Origin of the sequence: Campylobacter sp. JMF_15 NE4 (assembly GCF_027737645.1) — a bacterium.
GTDB lineage: Bacteria > Campylobacterota > Campylobacteria > Campylobacterales > Campylobacteraceae > Campylobacter_B.
Genome location: NZ_JAOVTY010000003.1, coordinates 93409 through 116026, shown reverse-complemented (window position 1 = coordinate 116026; position 22618 = coordinate 93409). Strand labels below are relative to the sequence as shown.

Sequence of the window (22618 nt, the reverse complement as noted above, 5' to 3'; positions counted from 1 at the left end):
TAAATTTAATGTAAGAATTAACTAAATTTAGGTAAAATGCGCCTTTGGAATTTCTATTTTTAGGAGAAATAAATGAAACAAGAAGATATTAAGGAATTGATGACTTTCTTCGACGAAAAATCATCACTAAGTAAGATTAAAATTAAAAATGACGATTTTGAAATCGAAATTAAAAAATTCGGCGCAGATATCGAAACCGGCGCAGCATGTGCCACACCTGCACCGCACGCCCCGGCTGCTGTGCCAGCTGTAAATGTCGTCGTAGGCGACTCTCACGCAGCTAGCAAGGCTAGCATGGATACTATCGATAGCCCTATGGTTGGCACTTTTTACAAGGCTGCGAGTCCTGGCGCAAATCCATTTGTAAGCGCTGGTCAAGTCGTGCATAAAGGCGATACTATCGGCATTATCGAAGCGATGAAGATTATGAACGAGGTCGAGGCTGAGTTTGATTGTCGTATCATCAAATCGCTAGTAGAGGACGGACAGCCAGTAGAATACGCTATGTCGCTATTTGAGGTTGAAAAGCTATGAAAGAGCTAAATAAAATTCTTATCGCAAACCGCGGTGAGATAGCACTTCGCGCACTTCGCACTATTCAGGAAATGGGCAAAAAGGCCATTGTCGTGCATTCAACAGCCGATCAAGACGCACTTTATGTCAAATATGCTGACGCTGCGATTTGCATAGGTGGGCCGCGTTCGACTGATAGCTACCTCAATATCCCTGCGATCATCACAGCATGCGAGCTGACAGAGGCTGACGCTATTTTTCCAGGATATGGTTTTTTGAGCGAAAATCAAAATTTCGTCGAAATTTGCGCTAAACACGGCATTAAATTTATCGGCCCAAGTGTTGAAGCTATGACGCTAATGAGCGATAAAAGCAAGGCTAAGCAAGTAATGATGAGAGCTGGAATCCCAGTTGTGCCAGGATCAGATGGCGCGATTGCCGATGTCGAGGCTGCGCGCAAACTAGCCAAAGAAATCGGCTATCCTGTCATCATCAAAGCAGCCGCTGGTGGTGGCGGACGCGGTATGAGAGTGGTCGAGAGAGAAGAGGATTTAGAAAAGCTTTTCTGGTCGGCTGAGAGCGAGGCTATGAGTGCGTTTGGCGACGGGACAATGTATATGGAAAAATACATCACAAATCCGCGCCATATCGAGGTTCAAGTCATCGGCGACGAGCACGGAAATGTTCTACATGTGGGCGAGCGCGACTGCTCTATGCAACGCCGTCACCAAAAGCTAATCGAAGAGAGCCCGGCGGTGATACTCGACGATGAAACCCGCGCCAAGCTCCTAGAAACAGCCGTTCGCGCGACTAAGGCGATTGGCTATGTCAGTGCGGGAACATTTGAGTTTTTATACGACAGCAAGGATAAGAATTTTTATTTCATCGAAATGAATACGCGCTTGCAGGTCGAGCATACAATCAGCGAAATGCGCTCAGGACTTGATTTGATCGAGCAAATGATAAGGGTAGCCGAGGGTCATAAGCTCCCTAGCCAAGATGAGATTAAATTTAGCGGACATGCGATCGAGTGCAGAATCACAGCCGAAGATCCGAAAAGCTTCATGCCAAATCCGGGCAAAATCACTCGCTACATAGCACCTGGCGGACGCAATGTGCGTATGGATAGCCATGTGTATGAGGGATACAGTGTGCCGGCATTTTACGATAGTATGATTGGCAAGCTCATCGTGCATGACAAAGACAGGCTTCGCGCGATTTCGAAGATGAAAATCGCACTATCCCAGCTCGTCATCGGCGGTATCAAATCGACCCGTGATTTCCACATCGCTATGATGAACAACCCTGATTTTATCAACAACGACTACGATACAAACTATCTGTCAAAACACTAAAATTCTAAATTTAGCCCATGAATTTGGGCTAAATTTAGCTAAATTATTCATTTTTATTTCATTTCATTAAAAATTTTATTTTGCTTTAAATAAGCCATTTCGGCTAACAGCCCGAATTCCGTAATGTTTTGCTCTAATGTATTCATTAGATTTCTCCTTTATTAAAATTTTTGAATTTTTATCAGCGATAGATATAATGGTCAAACAAATTTGAAAAATCAAAACTCCATTTTTTCATATCAAAGACTTTTTCTATCTCTTGTCTTCTGCCACATACTTTCCTTGTAAATTGGTAATCATCGGTAAAATGTGGCATTAATATTTCAGGGAAAATAAAAGTCGCTTCTTTATTTCTAATATACATTTTCCAAAAAGCTATTTTTTCTTTGCTCTTATTATCTATCACATAAATATCATTTAAGTGAAAAAATGTATTTTCAAAATAATTTTTAGAAATTTCATTTTTTTGATTTATAACTATTAAGTAATTATAATCTTTTACAATATTGTCATCATTTTTTATTATTTCGCTTTTTATTATTTTACGCCTAATATCTTGTATATTTTCATTATAAAATTTATACTTACTTGACTTATCTGTCAAATTTTGATATTGCGAAATTAAATTTATATATTGTTTATAATTTGATGAATTTGTATCAAATTCTTCTTGTATGATTTCGCCGTAACAATTAACAGCTATTTTCTCAACATGAATTCCGTCCAACATAGCTTCATCGAATTCCCCACATAATTGACCATTATAGAGTATTTCATCTTTATCGCTACTATTGATTTCGACATATACACTTTTTGGATATTCTACAATTTTATCAATCTTAGATTTAGGCTCTATTTGGCAATATTTATTTGCGATAATCCTAGTAGGAACGACATCGTAAAACGGCACCAAAACACATAAGGCAACAGATATAGCCACTGCTTTATTGCTTTTTGAAACTGCACCCACAATAACGCATATTATAACGCTTACTACTACATAAGCGGCAAATACAAAAGTTATAATTAAGTCCATAAATTTTCCTTTCAGGTCGTATCGCCAAAGACGATACGAAATGTTTCGCATTTTTGCAATGACGCATTGAACGCAAATTTTGCTAAATCTGTCATTGCGAGGAAAGGCGCAGTCTTGACGAAGCAATCTACGAATTAAAATCACCAATCGCTAAATTCGCAAAATTTTAAAATTCAATGAAATTGGCCAAAACGCTGACTTTGAATTTCAAGCTCGTAGATTGCCACGCAAGCAGGCTTGCTCGCAATGACAAATCAAGGGCTAGGGAATTTCTCTGAATCGCCACAAAATATTTCGCAAATTTTGCCAATGACAAAACGGGCGAAATTTATTCCAAAACCTCGTCTAATCGCACGAACTCAAAGCCATTTTTAACCAAAATTTTAAGGCCCCCCACCACGCCTGCGCCACTTGGCTTTTCGGGGTGGTTTGCGTGAGCGATGATGATATCGCCACTACGCGCGCTAGACACAGCAGTGCGCGCCCCTTCCGCACTCATCGTAGCCCCAGCATCTCCTAGCACGCTAAATCCCACGGGCGCGTATCCCATATCATAAATCTGCGCCACGGCAAGCTCATCGTAATACGCCGTGCCTGAGCGGTAAAATTTCGGGCGTGCGCCAGTAAGCCTTGCGATTAAATCGGCGTTTCGCGCGATTTCATCGTATAGCTCGCCAGCATCCGCTGTGCCCTTTATGCCGTAAATGCTAGCCCCATTTAGCGAGGCTGGGGAGTGTGCGGTGCCGTGATTTTCGATTTCGAAATTTGGATTTTGGCGCAAACGCTCGAATTTTTGCGGGAATTTCTCTATCCAGCGCAAATTTACAAAAAATGTCGCTTTCAGGCTGTGTTTTTCTAAAAATCCCACGATTCGCTCGTCCAAATCGTCCGTTTTGCTTCCGCACAGATCGAGTGTGAGGGCGACTTGCTTTTTGTCAGTTTTGAAATTTTTAATCACGCCCTGCAATTCCTCGCCCCAAAGGCTAGGCTTTGCGTCAGAGTATTTTTGCAAAATTTGCTCTTTGGTCAAATTTTCGCCCTGCGCGCCACACAAAACCCCAAAAGCGCAGATAAAAATTAAAAATTTTTTCATTGAATCTCCCCTGTAAATTTGGCTAAATTTTGGCTAAATTTAAAAAGGGGCAAATTTTGAAATTCGCTAAAATTTCGAAATTTTACCCCAAATTTGCGCTTAAATTTTGTTTATTTTTGCGCCAAAATGTCGCCAAGCACCTTTGCGGCGTGGTCTTTGGCTTTGACAGATTTATAGACTTTTTCGATTTTGCCGTCTTTGCCGATTAGAAATGTCGAGCGCACGATCCCTAGATACTCGCGCCCGTAGTTTTTGCGCACTTGAAGCACGCCGTAAGCCTTGGCGACTTCGCGTTCGTGGTCGCTTAGCAAGATATGGCGCAGGCTTTGCTTGGCGATGAAGCTGGCGTGTGATTTGGTGCTATCCGGGCTAATGCCTATAATCAGGGCGTCTTCGGCGATAAATTTATCCCAAAGCTCGCTAAATTCGCACGCCTCGGTGGTGCAACCAGGCGTATTATCCTTAGGATAAAAATACAAAACGACCCTTTTGCCGATAAAATCGCTTAGGCGAATTTGCACGCCATCGGCGTTTTCTAGGGCGAAATTTGGCGCCATATCGCCCTTAGCAAGCGTGATTTTACGCGCTAAATCCTCCGCGCTAAATGTAGTCTCAGCCATTTTGCGCCTTTTTTCGCATATCAGCCACACTTTCGCCACCGAAATAGAAATTCTCAGCCTCGTCGTATTCGAATTTCACGACCACGCGACTTGGCACCTTGCCTAGGTTTTCGACCATTGTTTTGGTGATTTCACCGGCGATTTTGTCCTGCAACTCCTTGCTTGGGGCTGGTTTGGTTAGATGGATATTGATGATTGGCATTTTTTACTCCTTTATAAAATAATCTCCGTCAAAACTGATTAGCGAATATTTTCGCTCATCTCCTAGCGCGCCGACAAGCTCATTTATGCTTAGAAATGTCAGGCTGTCTGCGCCGATATACTCGCGCACCTCTTCTGTGCTTTTGTTTGCGCTGATTAGCTCGGCGTAGCTTGGCGTGTCTATGCCGTATCTATCTGGGTGCTTGATTTCTGGGCTTGCGATACACATGTGAATCTCCCTCGCCCCAGCGTGGCGCAGAAGCTCGACGATTTTTTTGCTCGTGGTTCCTCGCACGATACTATCGTCAATGACGACTATGCTTTTGTCTTTCAAAACCTCGCTCATAGGGTTTAGTTTGAGTTTGACCTTTAAATTTCGCATTTCTTGTGTCGGCTCGATAAAGGTGCGCCCCACATAGTGATTTCTCACAATCGCTAACTCAAAAGGCACGCCACTTGCGCCTGAGTATCCCAAAGCTGCTGGCACGCCACTATCTGGGACAGGGACGACAAAATCAGCCTTTATGTCTTTGCATTTCTCAGCCAAAACTGCGCCTAGTTTTTTGCGGATATTATAGACATTTTTGCCCTCGACCGTGCTGTCTGGGCGGGCGAAATATATGTATTCAAACGCGCAAATTCTAGGATCAACCTCTTCGAAAATTTGAAGCGATTTTATCTCGTCTTTGCCCTCTTCGAAAATCACCATTTCGCCGGGCTTCACATCTCGCACGAACTCCGCTCCCACCAAATCAAAGGCGCATGTCTCGCTCGCTACGATATATCCGCCGTCATTGAGTCTTCCGATACTAAGAGGCCTTACGCCGTGCGGATCGCGCAGGGCAAACATTTTGCTACGACTTAAAATCAGAAGCGAATACGCCCCAGCGCATTTTTTCACAGCCTCGATTATGCGGTTTTGCAATTTTTTTTCTTTGCTTCTAGCGATTAAATGCAAGATATTTTCTGTGTCCATATTTGACTGAAATATCGCTCCCTCGGCGATTAGCTCAGATCTAACGCTATCTTTGTTTATCAAATTTCCATTATGCACGATTGAAATTTCGCCTAGGGCGTATTTAGCGGAGATTGGTTGCGCGTCGTGGATACTCTCGTTGCCCGCTGTGGAGTAGCGATTGTGGCCAATCGCACTATTGCCCTTTAAAATTTCAAGGGCTTGCGGGGTGAAAATTTTGGTTACTAGTCCTTGACCTTTTACCGTGTTTATATGGTGGTTGTGATTAGCACTTACTCCGCTTGCCTCTTGGCCTCGGTGTTGCATCGAAAACAGCCCATAAACCGCCGTTTTAGCCGCATTGGCTGAATTTATAACTCCTACTATCGCGCACATTTTAAAATCCTAAACAATCATTTATGCTATAAAGGCCATTTTTTTGTGTGGCAAGCCAAATTCCAGCCTTAATCGCGCCATTGGCGAAGGTTGCACGGCTCGTGGCGGTATGGTTTAGTTCGATATACTCGCCCTCGTTGTAAAACCCTACCGTGTGGCGTCCGACGATATCACCACCACGAAGCGCCATGACAGCGATTTCGTCTTTGCCCCGCTCTCCGATTAGCCCGTCGCGCCCGCTAACTCGCACGCTTTTGATATCAAGCTCTCTCGCACTAGCGGCGGTGTGAGCTAGCGTCATTGCTGTGCCACTTGGGGCGTCTTTTTTGTGTTTGTGATGCATTTCGACTATTTCGCAGTCAAAATCGCGCAAAGCCTTGCTAGCTAGATTTACAAGCTTGTTTAGCACAGCCACGCCAAGGCTCATATTTGTCGCGTGAAAAACTGGCATTTTTTGCGCGCACTCTTTTAGCAGTGCTTCGCCCTCATCGCCTAGGGCAGTAGTGCCGATGACAAGGGGTTTTGGGTGAGTTTGGGCGAATTTTAATAAATTTATCGCCCCGTCTCTAATGGTAAAATCAATCACCACATCGCAAGAATCAAAAAATTTCGCCAAATCGTCCGTGATTACGCATTTGGGGCTGTATGATAGCTCCTCGATAGTATAAATCGCGCTAACTACCGCGTTTTCGTAGTTTTTCAGACACTCATAAATCATACTTCCCATTCTACCGCTGCCGCCGTGGATACCAATCCTAACCATTTTAACCCTTTCTGAATTTGTAAAAATTTGGCGTAGTATAGCCAAATTTAGCTTATTTCTGAATTCGTTGCGTGGAATTTTCCGTAGCGCAAATTTTGCTTAATCTGTCATTGCGAGCGAGTGTAACGAGCGTGGTAGTTCAGAGAAATTCCCACGCCCTCAATTTGTCATTGCGAGGAGCTGTTTTACAGCGATGAAGCAATCTACGAGTAAAAATAACCAAACGCTAAATTTGCTGTCATTGCGAGAAAACGAAGTTTTCGAAGCAATCCAGGGAAATTTAAATTTAAAATTCAACTTAAATTTAGCATTGAACGATTTTGTAAATTTTAGGCTAAATTTTGAAATTCTCCGTAAGGGAGAGGGCGCGCTTTTTAGGAGACGCTACCCTCCCCCTTACAAACCCCCAACCCCCGACGACGCTTTACAAGGTGGCTAAATTTAGAAAAACGAAGTTTTTCTAAATTTAGCTGATCTTATTTTTACGGAAATGTTTCGCATTTCTCTTGCAATTACGAAATTTTAAATTTCACTTCTCTACGCCAAGGCCGACGCTGATGAAGCTATCTTGCTTCGCGCTGACATTTGCAGGCTTTTTAATCACGATTTGTGAGTCTGAAACGCCCAAATTCGCAAGTGCATTTTGCACGGATTTAGCGCGCGCGACGGCTAAATTCTCCAAACGAGAGGTTGTGAATTTTTGCGCCTGTATAAGTTTTTCAAATCCCTCTTCGCCACCCTCTTTTATGCGGTGTTTCGCCCTTAGGCTTGCAATCGCAGCGTCAGATGAGAGATTTTCTTTTAGCATTACCCTGTCTATATTTTCGTTTAGGGTGACGAGCTTAAACGCCCTAGTATCTAGCTTCTCATTATATGCTGGGGTTAGGGTGATTTTGATTTCTGGCTTTGATTTTGCAATCGTGGCAAGATTCTCGATTTTTTCGTTTTCGCTGATCAAAATCTCGCTACTAGCTGGCTCAAAATCAATTCCGTCGAGGCTAGAAGTATCGATTCCAGCAATTTTGCCTAAAAACCTAAACGGACTTAGCACGATATCGCTAAATAGCTTCGTCACAGCCCCCACAATCACGCCTCCAAAGCTAAATTTCGGATCGTTTAGATTCCCGCTGATTGGCAGGCTGACATTGATTTGGCCGTCGCTGTCTTTGAGAATCGAAATCGCTAAATCCAGTGGCAAATTCAGCGCGTCTTTGCTTTCAACCTTTTCGCCAAGCACGAGATTATCGAGGTTTATGTCGTTTGTGGCGTTTAGTTTGGAGGCGTTGATTTTATAATTTAGCTTTAAATTGCTCTTGCCACTTTTTATCTCATAGCCCACGAATTTCGCGCTGTATGGGGTGATATCAGCAAGCGCGACATCTTTTAAAACCACGCTAATATCGCTTTTTTGCTCTGGCGCGAAAGGGTAGGCTTTAAGAGCGATTTGCCCTAAGCCACTTTTGCCCACAAGGCCGTTAAATTTGAGGTTTGCTTGGGATTTGTCGCTGATTTTATCTATTGTAGTTTTGATTTTGGAGACCGTGATATTTAGTGGCATAAAGAGCGTATCGTCGATAAAGTTAAACGAGCCGTTTTGCACGCTGAGATTTGAAATATTCACGCCAAAAGCGCCTTTTTGCCCTCTGGCTTGGGCTTTTGGGGCGGGCGATTTGGAGGCTGGTTTGCTTGTGGATTTTGGCGAAGTTTTGGCTAGTTTGGCTAGGTTTATCTCGCCGTTTTTGGCGATATGGATTTTCGCGTAAGGGGCGTTTATGGCGATATTTTTGATATCAATTTTGCTCTCATTTAGGCTTAGCGCGCCCACTTTTGCGCTATTTATGCTAAAAACTTTCGCCCCTTTTGCGTCGTTTAGTGCTAAATTTTTGCCCGAAATTTCAGCATTTAGCGCGAATTTATCGCTAAATTTGAAATTTCCTTTTAAATTTGCGCTACCACTTGCGATTTTTGCGTTTAAAAACTGCTCCAAATACGGGTTTGCTTTGCGCAAATCAGGGTGGGCGACATCAAAATCGATGTCTAAGTTCAGCGGATTTATGGCGATTTTCGAGGTCGCGTTGGCGCTTATTTCGTCGCTTGCCACGCTTGCTTTGGTGCTAAAAGGGGCACTAAAATTGCTAGATAGATTTTGCACGCTAGCGTCAATTTTAGCGAGGTTGTGGGTAATCTGTGGAGCTACGAAGCTCTCTGTGATTTTCGCGTGGCCGCCATTTAGCGCGATTTGTGCGATAGCAAAGCTAAATTTTGGCTCATTTTTGGCCGGTGAAATACTGCGCGCAGAGCCGTTATTTTCGCTATTTTGTGTGAAATTTCCCTCTGGGGCGAGAGTGTGAATTTGAGCGTGTAAATTTTGCCTAAATTTCGCATTTTCTGCCTTGCTAGGCGCGTAAGAAATCACGCTTAAATCGTTTATGCTTTTTGCGCCCTCTTCGCTAATCTCTGAGTTAAAAAACGGCGCGTCAATGCCGATTTTGTCGATATTTAGGGCAAGTTTATCTAGGGCAAAGCTTAGCTTTTGCACGCTTAAATTTTTAATTCCGCTAAATTTTTCGTTTTTATTGGCTAGGCTAAGCTCGCCAAATTTGGCCGAATTTAGGGCTAAATTTGAACCTTTTTCGTCCATTTGGAAGCTAAAATCATCTGCGTTTAAATTTGCCAAATTTATTTTGTCAAATTTCGCCAAGGCTAAATTTAGTGGCAAAATTTCGATTTTTGCGACTTTTGCCTCTGTTTTAGAGGCGTTGTTTTCGCCCTTAAAATTTGCGCTGATTTGCGAAATTTCGCCACCATCTGCGCTTAAATTTATTAAGCTATCATTAAATTTGCACTCGCTTAAATTTATCTTGTCTAAATTCGCATTTAAGCCCAAATTTTCGCCCTCTAAGCCAAATTTTAAACCAAAATCAAAAGCCTTAAATTCGCCCAAACTCGCGTTATTTTCTGCGCTTAGAAAATCGCTATTTTTAAGCGAAATTTCGTCAAGGCGCAAGTTTGTGGCTAAATTTTCCCCAAATTTGGCGTTAAAATCAATATTTGCAAGCGAAATTTGCTCTGATTTGATTAAATTTTGGCTAGCAAACAGGGCAAGGTCGTTTAGTGCGATTTTGCTTTTTTTCAAATTTAGCGCGATTTCCTCGTCCAAAACCACCTCATAAAGGGCATTTGCGCTGATTTTCCCGCCAAGGAGATCGAGGTCTTTTATGTCCAAAAACGATAGCCAAAACGGATTGATTTTGAGATTTTCTACGCTTAAATTTCCTTTGATTTTAAGCGGATTTAGGCTGATTGAGCCTGAGTGAAAGATATTGTCGAAAGTCTGCGAAGAGGCGTTAAAATCGTGGTTTCCGATAGAATTACTAGCCAAATTTAGACCGGCGATTTCGTAGTTTAAGCTACCAAGCTCGATTTTAAAGGGCTTTTCAAGGCTTAAATCTTCGTAAAAAACCCCGCCGTTTTCGATTTTGAAATTATCCAGCTTGACATTTATGCTCGAATTTTCGTCTGTTTTTTCGCTTTCGCTATTAGCATAAAGGCTTTCGAAATTAAACGAGCCATTATTTTCGCGCGAAATGCTGATTTTAGGGCTTTGCAGGCGCAGGGTTTGGATATCTATGGTTTTGTTAAACAGCTCGCCAAATTTTAGCTTGACATCAATTTTCTCTGCCGAAAATAGCGGTTTGAAAGTCGAAAGCGAGGGAGCGGTGATGTTTAGCTCGTAGGTAAAGGGGTTAAATTTCGCGCTTTTAACGCTGAAATTTGCCTCGTTTTCTAGGATTTTTGGAACTGCTTTTTCGATGAGAAGTGGCACACCAAAAAAGCCAAAAAGCGTGTAAAACGCGCCAATCCCACAAATGCTATAAATAAATTTTTTCTTGTGTTTTGCTAAAAATTTCACCATTTTTGCGCCTATTGATTGTTAAATTTAATAATCTAAAATTATAGCAAATTAAAAATAACCAGGTAAATTTAGGTTTAATTATTAATGAATTTTTGGGCAAATGTGGTTTTTTTGTAAGGGGGAGGGCGCGCTTTTTAGGAGACGCTACCCTCCCCCTTACCAACCCCCACCCCTGTAAAACCTTAGAAGTGGCTAAATTTAGAGCTTCGCTCTAAATTTAGCTGATTTTATTTTTAAGGAAATGCTTCGCATTTCTTTCGCAATAATGCGAATTTTGCGAAATTTAAAAGGAGATTTTTTGTTAGTTCATATCTGTTGTGCGGTGGATTGTGATTATTTTTTGCGTAGGTTAGCGCGCGAGTGCGACGAGCCCTTGGTAGGGTATTTTTACGACCCAAACATACACCCTTACAGCGAGTATTTGCTGAGGTTGGAGGACGCAAAGAGCGTGTGCGAGGGGCTCGGGATTAAATTTTACGCTGGGGAATATGATTATGAGGCGTGGCTTAGTGGGGCAAAAGGCCTTGAAAACGAGCCAGAAAAGGGCAGGCGCTGTGAGTTTTGCTTCGATTTTCGTATGCAAAACACCGCCTGCTTCGCGCGCGCTGTCGGCGAGAAAAAAATCACCACGACGCTTTTAATGAGCCCCAAAAAATCGCACGCCCAGCTTGTAAATTCGCTAGAAAAAATCTGCAAAGAGCAAAATTTGGAGTTTGTCGCGCCTGATTTTCGCAAAAACGGCGGCACGAACGAGCAGTTTGCCCTAGCCAAAAAAGACAGCCTCTATCACCAAAACTACTGCGGCTGCATGTTTGCGCTACGCGCACAGCGCGGAGAGGGCGAAATTTACGAGCTTATGTCGCCACTTAGCGGGGAAATTTTGCCTGCTTCGATAGAAGAAAAGTTTAAAATTTATAAAAAAGTGGCGAAATTTAGGCGCGAAGGGGTGAAATTTGAGATTATCAGAGATGAGTTTTTAAACTACCGCCTGCTTAGGGCGTGGGTGAAATTCTCTGGGCAAATAAGCCCCTCGTTTATCTTGCATAACTCCCATTTTAGGCGTGAATTTGTCAAATTTAGCATAAATGAGAGTTGCGAGAAATTTTACTGCGATAAGGGCGAGATTAAAATTTTAAGCCTTAAATTTTTCAACGAAATTTTAAAAACAGATTTCAAAAACACAGCCGAAATTTTAAAAAATCCGCCAAGCCTGAAAAAACAAGAGCAAATTCGCGCGAAAATTTGTGGTGCGCGCTCGCTTTCGCCAATCATCGTCGTAGATGAAATTTACCCAGCCAAAGTGGAGATTTATGCGCTATCTCGGATATTTTTAGATGTTAGGGAAATTTTAGTAAAGTTAGGGTAAAATGGCAAGAATTTTTATCAAGGATACGAAATGATTGACATAACCGAAATCTTAAACATACTCCCGCACCGCTACCCGTTGCTTTTGATCGACAAAGTTACCGATATGGATATGGGAAAAACGATAATCGCTTACAAAAACATCACCTATGGCGAGCAAATTTTCCAAGGACATTTTCCTGGCCACCCGATTTATCCTGGCGTGATGATTATCGAGGGACTTGCCCAAGCTGGGGGAATTTTGGCGTTTAAATCTATGGAAGCTGAGGGCACGGATTTAAGCGATAAGGTTGTGTATTTTATGAGTATCGACAAGGCGAAATTTCGCAAACCAGTGCGCCCAGGGGACCGCTTAGAATACCGCTTAGAGGCGATTAAACACAGAGGCAGAATTTGGCAGTTAAAGGGCGAAGCGTATATCAAAGATGACGCAGGAGGCGATGTTTTGGCAGCCGAGGCTGAACTTCAAGCAATGGTAATGGATAAATAAAATGAGCAAAATTCATCACACCGCTATCGTAGAAGATGGCGCAGTTTTGGGCGATGATGTCATAATCGAGCCTTATGCGTTCATAAGCGCTCAGGCCAAAATCGGCTCTGGCACGCTGATAAAGCAGGGCGCGCGCATCATCGGCGATACTACAATCGGCGAAAATTCTAAAATTTTCTCTTATGCGATTGTGGGCGATATCCCGCAAGATATCAGCTTCGAAGTAGGCGAAAAAACAGGCCTTATAATCGGCAAAAACGCCACAATCCACGAATTTTGCACCATTAGCTCTGGTTCGCACAAGGGAGACGGATTTACGCGCATTGGCGATAATATCTTTATGATGGCGTATTGCCATGTGGCGCATGATTGTATTTTAGGCGATAATATTATTTTGGCAAATTCAGCCACTTTGGCTGGACATGTGCAAATGGGCGATTACGCAGTAATCGGCGGTCTAACCCCCGTGCATCAATTCGTCAAAATCGGCGAGAGTTGCATGATAGCAGGAGCTAGCGCGCTTGGACAAGACATAGTGCCGTTTTGTCTAGCGGAGGGAAATAGGGCCTATATCAGGGGGCTAAATTTAACAGGAATTCGCCGTAGATTTGACAGAGATACGGTCGAAATCATCAACAAAGCATATAAATTTTTGTTTAACCAAGGCGTGGGATTAAAAGAACAAGCCGAAATTTTGATAAACGAAACAGATAATGCGCATGTGAAAAAAATGTGCGATTTTATATTAAACACAAAACGCGGAATTCCGCTAGATAAGGGTAGAAATTAATGTCAGATAAATGTAGTTTTTGTGGTTCGAGCGAAAAGGACGGACTTACGATTTTCCCAAACGATAGTGGCACGGCTTCGATTTGTAGTTATTGTATAGATCAGGCTTATGCAGCACTTCATGGCGGGGAGGTCGCGAAAAAGAGCGAACGAATCGCAGGTGAGATAGATTTCGAGGCGATTAAACCAAAGGCTTTAATGGAGGTTTTGGATAGATATGTAATCGGCCAAGAAAGGGCGAAAAAGATTTTTAGCGTGGGTGTTTATAACCACTACAAACGAATTTTTCGCAAAGATGAGATAGAGGGCGACGATACTGAAATTTCAAAATCAAATATTTTGCTAATCGGTCCGACAGGAAGTGGCAAAACGCTTATGGCGCAGACTTTGGCTAGGTTTTTAGATGTGCCTATTGCAATCAGCGACGCTACAAGCCTAACAGAGGCTGGATATGTTGGCGAAGATGTCGAAAATATCCTAACTAGGCTTCTTCAAGCAGCCGGTGGCGATGTCGAGAGGGCTCAGCGAGGAATTGTGTTTGTCGATGAGATTGATAAAATCGCTAGAATGAGCGAAAATCGCTCGATTACGCGTGATGTCAGTGGCGAGGGCGTGCAACAAGCGCTTCTTAAAATCATCGAAGGAAGTGTGGTAAATATCCCGCCAAAAGGTGGCAGAAAACACCCTAACCAGGACTTTATTCAGATTGATACGACAAATATTTTATTTGTTTGCGGTGGCGCGTTTGATGGCATAAACGAGATTATCGGACGCAGAATCGGCAAAAATGTGCTTGGTTTTGGGCAAGAAAAACGAAGCAAAAAGGAAAACCAAAATTTGCTTGGCATGGTAGAGGCTGATGATTTGGTGCATTATGGGCTAATCCCTGAGCTTATCGGCAGACTTCATGTCATGGCGAGTTTAAACGAAATCGACGAGACGGCAATGGTTAGAATTTTAACCGAGCCAAAAAATGCGATTTTAAAACAATACCAAAAACTTTTCGCAATTGACGGCGCAAATTTGAAATTTGACGATGAAGCTCTAAGCGAGGTAGCAAAATTTGCTATCAAGCGCAAAACTGGTGCTAGGGGACTTAGATCGATTATTGAAGAGATTATGATTGATATAATGTTTGACCTACCAGAGCTTAGTGGATATGATGTGATTATCTCAAAAGAGGTAGTCAGTGAGGGCGCAAAGCCGATATTAGTAAAACAAAATTTAACTGCATAGGGGAATAAATGTTACTTGATTCTTTATTAGGCTTATTTTCTAGTGATATGGGGATTGATCTTGGCACGGCAAACACGCTAGTTTTGCTCAAAGATAAAGGTATAATCATAAACGAACCAAGCGTCGTGGCTGTGCAAAACGAACGCTATGGCAAACAAAAAATCATAGCTGTGGGCGCAGAAGCCAAAGAGATGCTAGGTCGCACACCGGGCGATATCGAGGCTGTGCGCCCGATGAAAGACGGCGTTATCGCAGACTTTGATATGACCGAAAAGATGATTAGATATTTCATCGAAAAAACGCACAAAAGACGCTTTTTCGTAAGTCCTAGGATTATCATCTCTGTGCCTTATGGTCTAACGCAAGTCGAGCGCAAGGCTGTGAGAGAAAGCGCGATGATAGCAGGTGCGCGCGAGGTCTATCTAATCGAAGAACCAATGGCAGCAGCGATTGGTGCAGGGCTTCCAGTAGCCGAGGCGAAAGGCTCGCTAGTCGTAGATATCGGTGGTGGCACGACAGAGATTGGTGTGATTTCGCTAGGGGGCATTATAAATGCAAAATCAGTGCGCGTAGCAGGCGATAAAATCGACGCTAGCATTGTAAATTATGTCAAAGAAAAATATAGCCTTCTTATCTCAGAGCGTGCAGCCGAAGAGATCAAAATCAAAATCGGCACCGCAATCCAACAACCAAAAGATTTAACCTACACGGTCAAAGGCAAGGATCAAATCAGCGGGCTTTTAAGCTCGGTTGATTTAACCAGCGAAGATGTCAGAGAGGCGATAAAAGACTCAATTCGCGAAATCGCAGACGCGCTAAAATTTGTGCTTGAAAGTATTCAGCCAGAAGTCGCAGCCGATATCGTAGAAAACGGTGTCGTGCTAACTGGTGGTGGAGCTTTGATTAGGGGACTCGATAAATATTTAAGCGATGCTGTGAAACTGCCTGTATTTGTCGCAGATGAGCCGCTGCTTTGCGTGGCAAACGGCACTGGCAAGGCCCTAGAAGATATCAAATCGTTAAAACAAGCAGCAAATGACTAATGTAAAGTTTCTACTCATCGCTGTGGTATTGGTGGCTACTTCGCTTATTTTTGGATCGCAAATTCATGGTAAATTTATCGGTCTTAGCGGAGGAGCTATCGATACTTACAAAGATATTACGAGCTTTATAAAAAACAAAATTTCAAAACATATCGATCAAGCAAACACTATCGAAGCCTTGCGCGCCGAAAACGAGGAGCTGAAAAAATCCGCCATGCTTCTTGGCACCTTTGCGGGAGAGTTAAATAAAATTTTGCTTGATAAAAACAGCTCCGCTTACGAACCGCGCGTCGAGCTTGCTAGGACGCTAAGTTACGCTAGCTTAAATGATTACAACAAATTTTGGATAAATTTTAAAAATTTCAATCCAGATAAAGTCTATGGTCTCATTAGCGAGGGCAAAACCGCAGGAATCGTCGTAAATCGTGATAACAAACCCCTAGCTATACTCCAAAAAGATGAAAAAAGCAATTTTTCTGTCTCAATCGGCGAGAGCCAAATTCCAGGCGTTGCAAACGGCGAGGGAAATGCTTTGGTGGTGAAATTTATACCACAATGGCTAGATCCAAAAGTCGGTGATGAGGTTTATACGAGCGGAAAGGACGAGATATTTTTCGAGGGCGTGCCTGTGGGGCGGGTCAAATCAGTTCAGAGTGGTAAATTATACAAAAGCGCTGTCATAGAGCCATACGCAAATCCAAATATGCCAACGTTTTTGTATGTCGTTACAAAGGAAAGATAATGCCAAAAAGAGAAGATGTAAAGACGATATTGCTCATCGGAAGCGGTCCTATCGTCATCGGTCAAGCGTGTGAATTTGATTATAGTGGCACACAAGCTGCTAAAACTTTGAAAAATTTGGGCTATCGCGTAGTTTTGATAAATTCAAACCCAGCTACGATTATGACAGACCCTGATTTTGCAGATGCGACCTATGTCGAGCCAATCACAAAAGAGAGCATTTTGCGAATTATCAAAAAAGAGGGCGTCGATGCGATACTGCCTACTATGGGCGGTCAGGTTGCGCTCAATGTCGCAATGGAAGTCTATGAAAGTGGCGAGCTAGGCGATGTGAAATTTCTAGGCGCTAAACCAGAAGCGATTAAAAAGGGCGAAGACCGCGTGGCTTTTAAAGAAGCAATGATTAAAATCGGCATGGATTTGCCAAAGTCAAAATACGCCTACACTATGGAAGAAGCTCATCAAGCAGCCGAAGAAATCGGCTTTCCGCTCATTATCCGCGCTAGTTATACGCTTGGAGGCGCAGGAAGTGGCGTAGCGTATAATATCGACGAATTTAAAGAAATCGCACAAAACGGCATTGATATCAGCCCAATCCATGAAATTTTGATTGAAGAGAGTTTGCTTGGCTGGAAAGAGTATGAAATGGAGGTTATCAGGGATAATAAAGATAACTGCATAATCGTCTGCTCTATCGAAAACCTTGACCCTATGGGCGTGCATACGGGCGATAGTATTACGATTGCACCGGCTTTGACGCTCACAGACAAAGAATATCAGCGCATGCGTGATGCAAGTTTTGCGATTTTGCGTGAGATTGGCGTCGATACGGGCGGAAGTAATGTGCAATTTGCCATAAATCCGCGCACAGGTCGCATGATAGTAATCGAAATGAATCCGCGTGTCAGCCGTAGCTCAGCCCTAGCTAGCAAGGCCACAGGCTACCCGATAGCCAAAGTCGCTACCATGCTAGCTGTGGGATTTAGCCTAGATGAAATCAAAAACGATATTACAGGCACGCCTGCGAGTTTCGAGCCTGTGATTGATTATATCGTTACAAAAATTCCGCGTTTTGCATTTGAGAAATTCCCGGGCGCGAACCCGCACCTTGGCACTGCGATGAAGAGTATCGGCGAGGTAATGGCGATTGGGCGCACATTTAAAGAGAGTATCCAAAAAGCACTTTGCTCAATGGAGAAAAGCTACTATGGCTTTATCGAGTTAAATTTAAGCAAAGATGATTTGATTTTTGGGCTTAGAAACGCGGGGCAGGATAGAATTTTGTATGTCGCGCAAGCTTTTCGCGAGGGATTTAGCGTAGATGAGGTCTTTGAATTTAGCAAAATCGATCCGTGGTTTTTGCGCGAAATTCACGAAATTGTCGAATTTGAAGCCAAAATCGACATGGATATCCTAAATGCTCCAAATTTGCTTCGCAAAGCCAAAACTATGGGCTTTTCGGACAAAATGATTGCGCATTTGATTAACAAAATCGATAATCTAGGCCTTACGCAAAACGATATTTTCTTTGCGCGCGCAAAACACGGCATAAATTTAGAGTATAACGAAGTCGATACCTGCGCAGGCGAATTTAAGGCTCTCACGCCGTATTTGTATTCTAGCACAAATATCACGCCAAACCTACCAACCAGAACGCCGCAAAACGCCAAAAAAGTCCTAATCATCGGCGGTGGTCCAAACCGCATAGGTCAAGGCATAGAGTTTGATTATTGTTGCGTGCATGCAAGCTACGCGCTAAAAGATCTTGGCATAAAGAGCATTATGTATAACTGCAACCCAGAAACGGTTTCGACCGACTACGATACGAGCGATATTTTGTATTTTGAGCCGATTGATTTCGAGCATGTTCGCACCGTAATCGAGACAGAAAAGCCAGAGGGCGTAATTGTGCATTTTGGCGGACAAACTCCGCTTAAATTTGCCAAACGCCTAAACGCAATTGGAGCCAAGATTATCGGCACGAGCGCACGCACGATTGATATCGCAGAAGACCGCAAGAAATTTAGCGAATTTATCACTAAAATCGGCGTAAAACAGCCTAAAAACGACACAGCCATAAGCGAAGCCGAAGCAATTGAAAAGGCCGCAATCATCGGTTATCCGGTTCTCGTGCGCCCTAGTTATGTGCTTGGCGGACGGGCTATGAGAAGAGTGCATAATGTCGATGAACTAAAAGAGTATATGAGCGAGGCTGTGAGCGTGAGCTACCACTCGCCGGTATTATTAGATAAATTTTTGCTTGATGCAACTGAGCTTGATGTCGATGCTATAAGTGATGGCAAAGATGTCTATATCGGCGCTATAATGGAGCATATCGAAGAGGCTGGAATCCACTCAGGAGACAGTGCAAGCATACTGCCTCCAATGAGCCTAAGCGATGAGATGATTGATAAAATCAACGAAACCACAAAACAAATCGCGCTAAATTTGGGCGTCGTTGGGCTTATGAATATTCAGTTTGCGATTTTTGAGGACGAGCTTTATATGATCGAGGTCAATCCGCGAGCTAGTAGAACCGTGCCGTTTGTGAGCAAAGCAACTGGAATTTCAATGGCAAAGGTCGCCACTCGCGTAATGTGGCAAGGAAATTTGCGCGAGGCGCTTAAATTTTACGATAAATTTGGCGTTTTGTGCGAGGAAAAGGGCATTTTAAAACCGCGCGTGAGTGGCAGAGTATGTGTCAAAGAGAGCGTATTTCCGTTTAATAAACTCCCAGGTAGCGATATCGCGCTAGGGCCTGAGATGAAAAGCACGGGCGAGGTTATGGGTATTAGCGAGAATTTCGCCAAAAGCTTTGCCAAAAGCCAAATTTCAGCCAGCAATGTCTTGCCAAGCAAGGGCGCTGTGTTTATGAGCTTGACTGATCGCGACAAAGAAAAAGGGGTGAGCCTAGCTAAGACTTTGGTTGAAACAGGTTTTAGTCTGATTGCCACTGGCGGGACTTGCAAGGCGCTAAAAGAGGCAGGTTTGGAGTGCGAGTTCGTCTATAAAATTTCTGAGGGTCGCCCAAATATCGAAGATAAGCTAAAAAATGGCGAAATCGCCCTTGTCATCAACACCAGCGACACCAAATCAAGCTCGTCAGATACATTTAAAATCCGCCAAGCTGTGGTGAGATTTAAACTGCCGTATTTTACGAATATCAAGGCTGCGCTCGCTGCTACTATGTCAGTGTGTGCGGTCCAAGATGGAAGCGCACTGGAAGTGAAAAGCTTGCAAGAGTATCTAAATGCAAGATAGAATTTCGTCTGAAAATGACGATGAATTGGGGCTAGGGGACAGTCTCCTACTCCAAATTCAAAATTTAGCTAATGGCAATCAAATTAGCAAAAACGATGTTAAAAAAATTTCAAGCCAAATTTTCCCATTTAATACCAAAATTTTCGTTTATTGGCAGTTTTACGGCTCATACGCCACCCAAACCCTAAAAGGCGACGCGAGCGTCGATATACACTTTGGCGATAACAAAATCGATTTTGAGGAATACACACAAAGCCTTTTGGATTTAGCCCAAAACGACGAACAAAGTCGCCAAGATTTTGTGGAAAATTTAAAAGCCACCAAAGCAAACGAAGCGATTAAACTCTCAGGCTCTACAAAAAATTTAGGCGATTATGAGAAATTTTCGTTTTCGTATTATTGCGGTAGTTGTAGCGGGCGCGGGCTTGTGCGCTGTAATAACTGCGGCGGGCGCGGAAATGTGGGCTGCTCATCTTGTGGCGGAAGTGGCAGAAGCAACTGCTTTGCTTGCGGTGGCACTGGTAGCGTGCTTTCATATAGACAGGTGTATCAAAACGGCGAGTATGTCTCGCAAAGTTACTATGCGACCTGCTACTCGTGTGGCGGAAGCGGTTTGCAGACCTGTGGCTCGTGCTATGGCTCAGGAAGCCTTAGGTGTAATTCGTGTAGAGGTAGCGGGGAGGTAACCTGCCAAAAATGCAGTGGATACGGGATTTTCACAGATGTTAGAACCGTAAGCATAATGGCAAAATCAAGCGCAAATATAAAAATTTCGTCCGAAAAATATGCCAGCGAATTTGACGAATTTGCCCAAAGTGCTGGTATGGAGCTTTTAAGCAAGAAAATTCCTTTTGAATTGGTCGAATTTAATAATTATTCTAGCGATACCGAGCTTTGCGTTTATGAGGGAAATAGCTATTTTAGCGAATTGCAATATCAAATTTTAGATAAAACATATCTTGGCGTGGGGTTTGCAAATCCGCCTTACGCCTTTATCAAATCGAAATTTTTCGATGATTTATTTGCCGATGAAATCGAGTGTTTAGAAAAAATCGGACTTGACGGCAAGATAACCAAAAGAGAGGCTTATTCGTTTTTTAACAAATACGCCTCCCAGCCTGTTTTAGATAAATCAATGAAGCTAATCGCCTCCGTTAGGCGCGATAAAAACGAAGAGTTAGGCTATGCGGTAAGGCAAAGTTGCGATGATTATATCAGCGATGAGAGCGCGCTTAGGCTAAGTGCGATGATGAAGGGAGTGCTAGATAGGATTTCGCCTGTGTATTCTGGGCTAATCTGGGGGCTTGGAGGGGCGATTTTTGCGATTTTTGCGCTAATTTTAACGGAGCTAAATTTAGAAAACTCATTTTCGCGCGCCCCATTTAGCGCTATTTTTCAAAGCGCGTTTGGAGTGTTTGTGTTAAGCCTTGTTTTAGGGCTAGTTTTTTACACGCTAAGCTCGCTTTCTACGCTACTTAAAAGGCGCAAAATCCCAAAAGAATATCGCCAAAAAATGCGAAATAAAGATCCGTTTAAAAAAATGGCGATTTGTGGAGTTTTATCTTGGATTGTGGGTGGAATTTATGGTTATTTTGCGTCGCAAAATCCCGCTTTGCGCCTTGAAAACAGGGTTGAAAATTTTGTTTTAGAGCAGATTGAAATCAGTGAAAAATTTATAAAAGATTATGAAATTTGCGAGAAATTTAAAATTCTAAACTGCACTAATGAAATTTTGCCTGCCAAAAACAGCGAAATTTCGCCAAGCTACGAGCAAAAGGTCATATTCATACAACAAACCCTGCGCCAAAACGGCTACAATGTCGCAATAGACGGCAAATTTGGCAAAAAAACAATAAACGCTTGCACTAAATTTTTAGGCAAAAGCTTTAATTCGATTGATGAAATTTATGATGAAATGCTAAGACGAAATGAAGGCAAATAGTCAAATTTTTGGCATTTTCATAACCTTTCTTGGTGGGGTTTTGTGGGGATTTAGCGGGGTTTGCGGTCAGTATCTCTTCGAAATAAAGGGCGTGAGCGCAAACTGGCTTGTCCCGCTTCGCCTGCTTTGTGCTGGGGGAGTTTTGGTGATTTATTGTGCTTTTTCGTTGCGAGATAGGCGAGTTTTTGCGCCGATTTTGGACGCGAATTTGAGGGCGCAATTTTTGGCTTTTTCGATTTTGGGCTTAATGCTGACGCAATATTTTTACTTTTATTCTATCGAGCTTTCAAACGCCGCTGTTGCCACAGTGATCCAATACACCGCGCCCGCGATGATTTTGGCGATTGTGTGTATCACGGAGGCGCGATTGCCTAAAATCAATGAGTTTGTTTCGCTGATTTTGGCGATTTTAGGCGTTGTGATTTTGGCTACGCATGGGGATTTAGGCTCGCTTGTAATCAGCCAAAAAGCGCTTATTTTTTGTCTGCTTAGCGCAGCTTGCGTTTGCGTGTATAATCTCGCGCCCAAAAAACTAAACCAAAAATACCCCGTCGTGCTAAATTTAGGCTGGGGCATGGTGCTTGGTGGAGTGGTTTTAGGCGGGGTTTTGGGCGTGTGGAATTTAGCTGGCGTTAGCGATTTAAGCGGTGTTTTGGCGTTTTTGGGCGTGGTGTTTTTCGGCACGGTTTTGGCATTTAGCTTTTATATGGTTGGGGTGAAGTTAATCGGCGCGCCAAAAGCAAGCCTAATCGCCGCGATTGAGCCAGTAAGTGCAGCTGTGTTTGCGCATTTTTGGCTAGGGACAAAATTTGTATTTTTGGATTTCGTAGGATTTGTGCTGATACTTTCGTGTATATTTTTGTTAGCAAAAAAGGGCTAAATTTAGCCAAATTTGACCAAATT

The 22618-nt window shown here is 43.0% G+C and carries 18 protein-coding genes; 11 read left to right on the top strand and 7 right to left on the bottom strand.

The genetic code is table 11. The features are described from left to right. The first annotated feature begins 72 nt into the window (after positions 1-72). Complete coding sequence (gene accB / locus OFN98_RS07290; RefSeq protein ID WP_270859945.1) at positions 73-534, top strand: acetyl-CoA carboxylase biotin carboxyl carrier protein; 462 nt, start codon at positions 73-75, stop codon at positions 532-534. Continuing rightward, positions 531-1868 carry an acetyl-CoA carboxylase biotin carboxylase subunit gene (locus OFN98_RS07285; protein WP_270874859.1) on the top strand — a complete coding sequence of 446 codons (1338 nt, stop codon included), beginning with the start codon at positions 531-533 and terminating at the stop codon, positions 1866-1868. Before accB ends, OFN98_RS07285 begins: the two co-directional genes overlap by 4 nt. A 181-nt stretch (positions 1869-2049) precedes the next feature. Here OFN98_RS07285 and OFN98_RS07280 read toward each other — a convergent pair whose 3' ends face one another. The 7 genes from OFN98_RS07280 to OFN98_RS07250 form a co-directional block, all read right to left on the bottom strand. Then, positions 2050-2904, bottom strand: a complete 855-nt coding sequence (locus OFN98_RS07280) for a hypothetical protein (protein WP_270874858.1) — start codon at positions 2902-2904, stop codon at positions 2050-2052. 328 nt (positions 2905-3232) lie between these two features. After that, the gene (locus OFN98_RS07275) at positions 3233-3997 is read right to left on the bottom strand and encodes a polysaccharide deacetylase family protein (RefSeq protein ID WP_270874857.1); all 765 of its coding nucleotides are present in this window, start codon (positions 3995-3997) and stop codon (positions 3233-3235) included. Positions 3998-4107: 110 nt separating this feature from the next. After that, a complete protein-coding gene (gene bcp / locus OFN98_RS07270; protein ID WP_270865558.1) occupies positions 4108-4575 on the bottom strand; it encodes a thioredoxin-dependent thiol peroxidase in 468 nt (155 codons plus the stop codon). Between the two features lie 34 nt (positions 4576-4609). Beyond that, the gene (locus OFN98_RS07265; RefSeq protein ID WP_270862507.1) at positions 4610-4819 is read right to left on the bottom strand and encodes a tautomerase family protein; all 210 of its coding nucleotides are present in this window, start codon (positions 4817-4819) and stop codon (positions 4610-4612) included. Between the two features lie 3 nt (positions 4820-4822). Further along, positions 4823-6169: an amidophosphoribosyltransferase gene (gene purF / locus OFN98_RS07260; protein WP_270876654.1), complete on the bottom strand. Its 1347-nt coding sequence runs from the start codon at positions 6167-6169 to the stop codon at positions 4823-4825. Between the two features lies 1 nt (position 6170). Then, entirely contained in the window at positions 6171-6932 is a 762-nt protein-coding gene (dapB, locus tag OFN98_RS07255) for a 4-hydroxy-tetrahydrodipicolinate reductase (protein WP_270874854.1), read from the bottom strand. A 529-nt stretch (positions 6933-7461) separates the two neighbouring features. Beyond that, a complete protein-coding gene (locus tag OFN98_RS07250) occupies positions 7462-10848 on the bottom strand; it encodes a DUF748 domain-containing protein (RefSeq protein ID WP_270874853.1) in 3387 nt (1128 codons plus the stop codon). Between the two features lie 298 nt (positions 10849-11146). Here OFN98_RS07250 and OFN98_RS07245 point away from each other — a divergent pair, with 298 nt between their 5' ends. The 9 genes from OFN98_RS07245 to OFN98_RS07205 are packed head-to-tail and all read left to right on the top strand — an operon-like array spanning position 11147 to position 22595. Then, a complete protein-coding gene (locus OFN98_RS07245; protein ID WP_270876653.1) occupies positions 11147-12214 on the top strand; it encodes an epoxyqueuosine reductase QueH in 1068 nt (355 codons plus the stop codon). 30 nt (positions 12215-12244) lie between these two features. Further along, the gene (gene fabZ / locus OFN98_RS07240; protein WP_270859936.1) at positions 12245-12703 is read left to right on the top strand and encodes a 3-hydroxyacyl-ACP dehydratase FabZ; all 459 of its coding nucleotides are present in this window, start codon (positions 12245-12247) and stop codon (positions 12701-12703) included. A gap of 1 nt (position 12704) precedes the next feature. Next, positions 12705-13493, top strand: coding sequence for an acyl-ACP--UDP-N-acetylglucosamine O-acyltransferase (gene lpxA / locus OFN98_RS07235; protein ID WP_270868980.1), 789 nt, complete (start codon positions 12705-12707; stop codon positions 13491-13493). Then, positions 13493-14728, top strand: a complete 1236-nt coding sequence (clpX, locus tag OFN98_RS07230) for an ATP-dependent Clp protease ATP-binding subunit ClpX (RefSeq protein WP_270876652.1) — start codon at positions 13493-13495, stop codon at positions 14726-14728. The genes lpxA and clpX overlap by 1 nt, the downstream gene beginning before the upstream one ends. 8 nt (positions 14729-14736) lie before the next feature. After that, positions 14737-15771, top strand: a complete 1035-nt coding sequence (locus tag OFN98_RS07225; RefSeq protein WP_270874955.1) for a rod shape-determining protein — start codon at positions 14737-14739, stop codon at positions 15769-15771. Then, on the top strand, positions 15764-16513 hold the full coding sequence (gene mreC, locus OFN98_RS07220; protein WP_270874956.1) for a rod shape-determining protein MreC: 750 nt from the start codon (positions 15764-15766) through the stop codon (positions 16511-16513). The genes OFN98_RS07225 and mreC overlap by 8 nt, the downstream gene beginning before the upstream one ends. Beyond that, positions 16513-19773, top strand: coding sequence for a carbamoyl-phosphate synthase large subunit (gene carB, locus OFN98_RS07215; protein WP_270876651.1), 3261 nt, complete (start codon positions 16513-16515; stop codon positions 19771-19773). Before mreC ends, carB begins: the two co-directional genes overlap by 1 nt. Further along, entirely contained in the window at positions 19763-21715 is a 1953-nt protein-coding gene (locus OFN98_RS07210) for a hypothetical protein (RefSeq protein ID WP_270874958.1), read from the top strand. Before carB ends, OFN98_RS07210 begins: the two co-directional genes overlap by 11 nt. Next, entirely contained in the window at positions 21702-22595 is an 894-nt protein-coding gene (locus OFN98_RS07205) for a DMT family transporter (RefSeq protein ID WP_270866530.1), read from the top strand. Before OFN98_RS07210 ends, OFN98_RS07205 begins: the two co-directional genes overlap by 14 nt. The last annotated feature ends 23 nt before the right edge of the window (positions 22596-22618 follow it).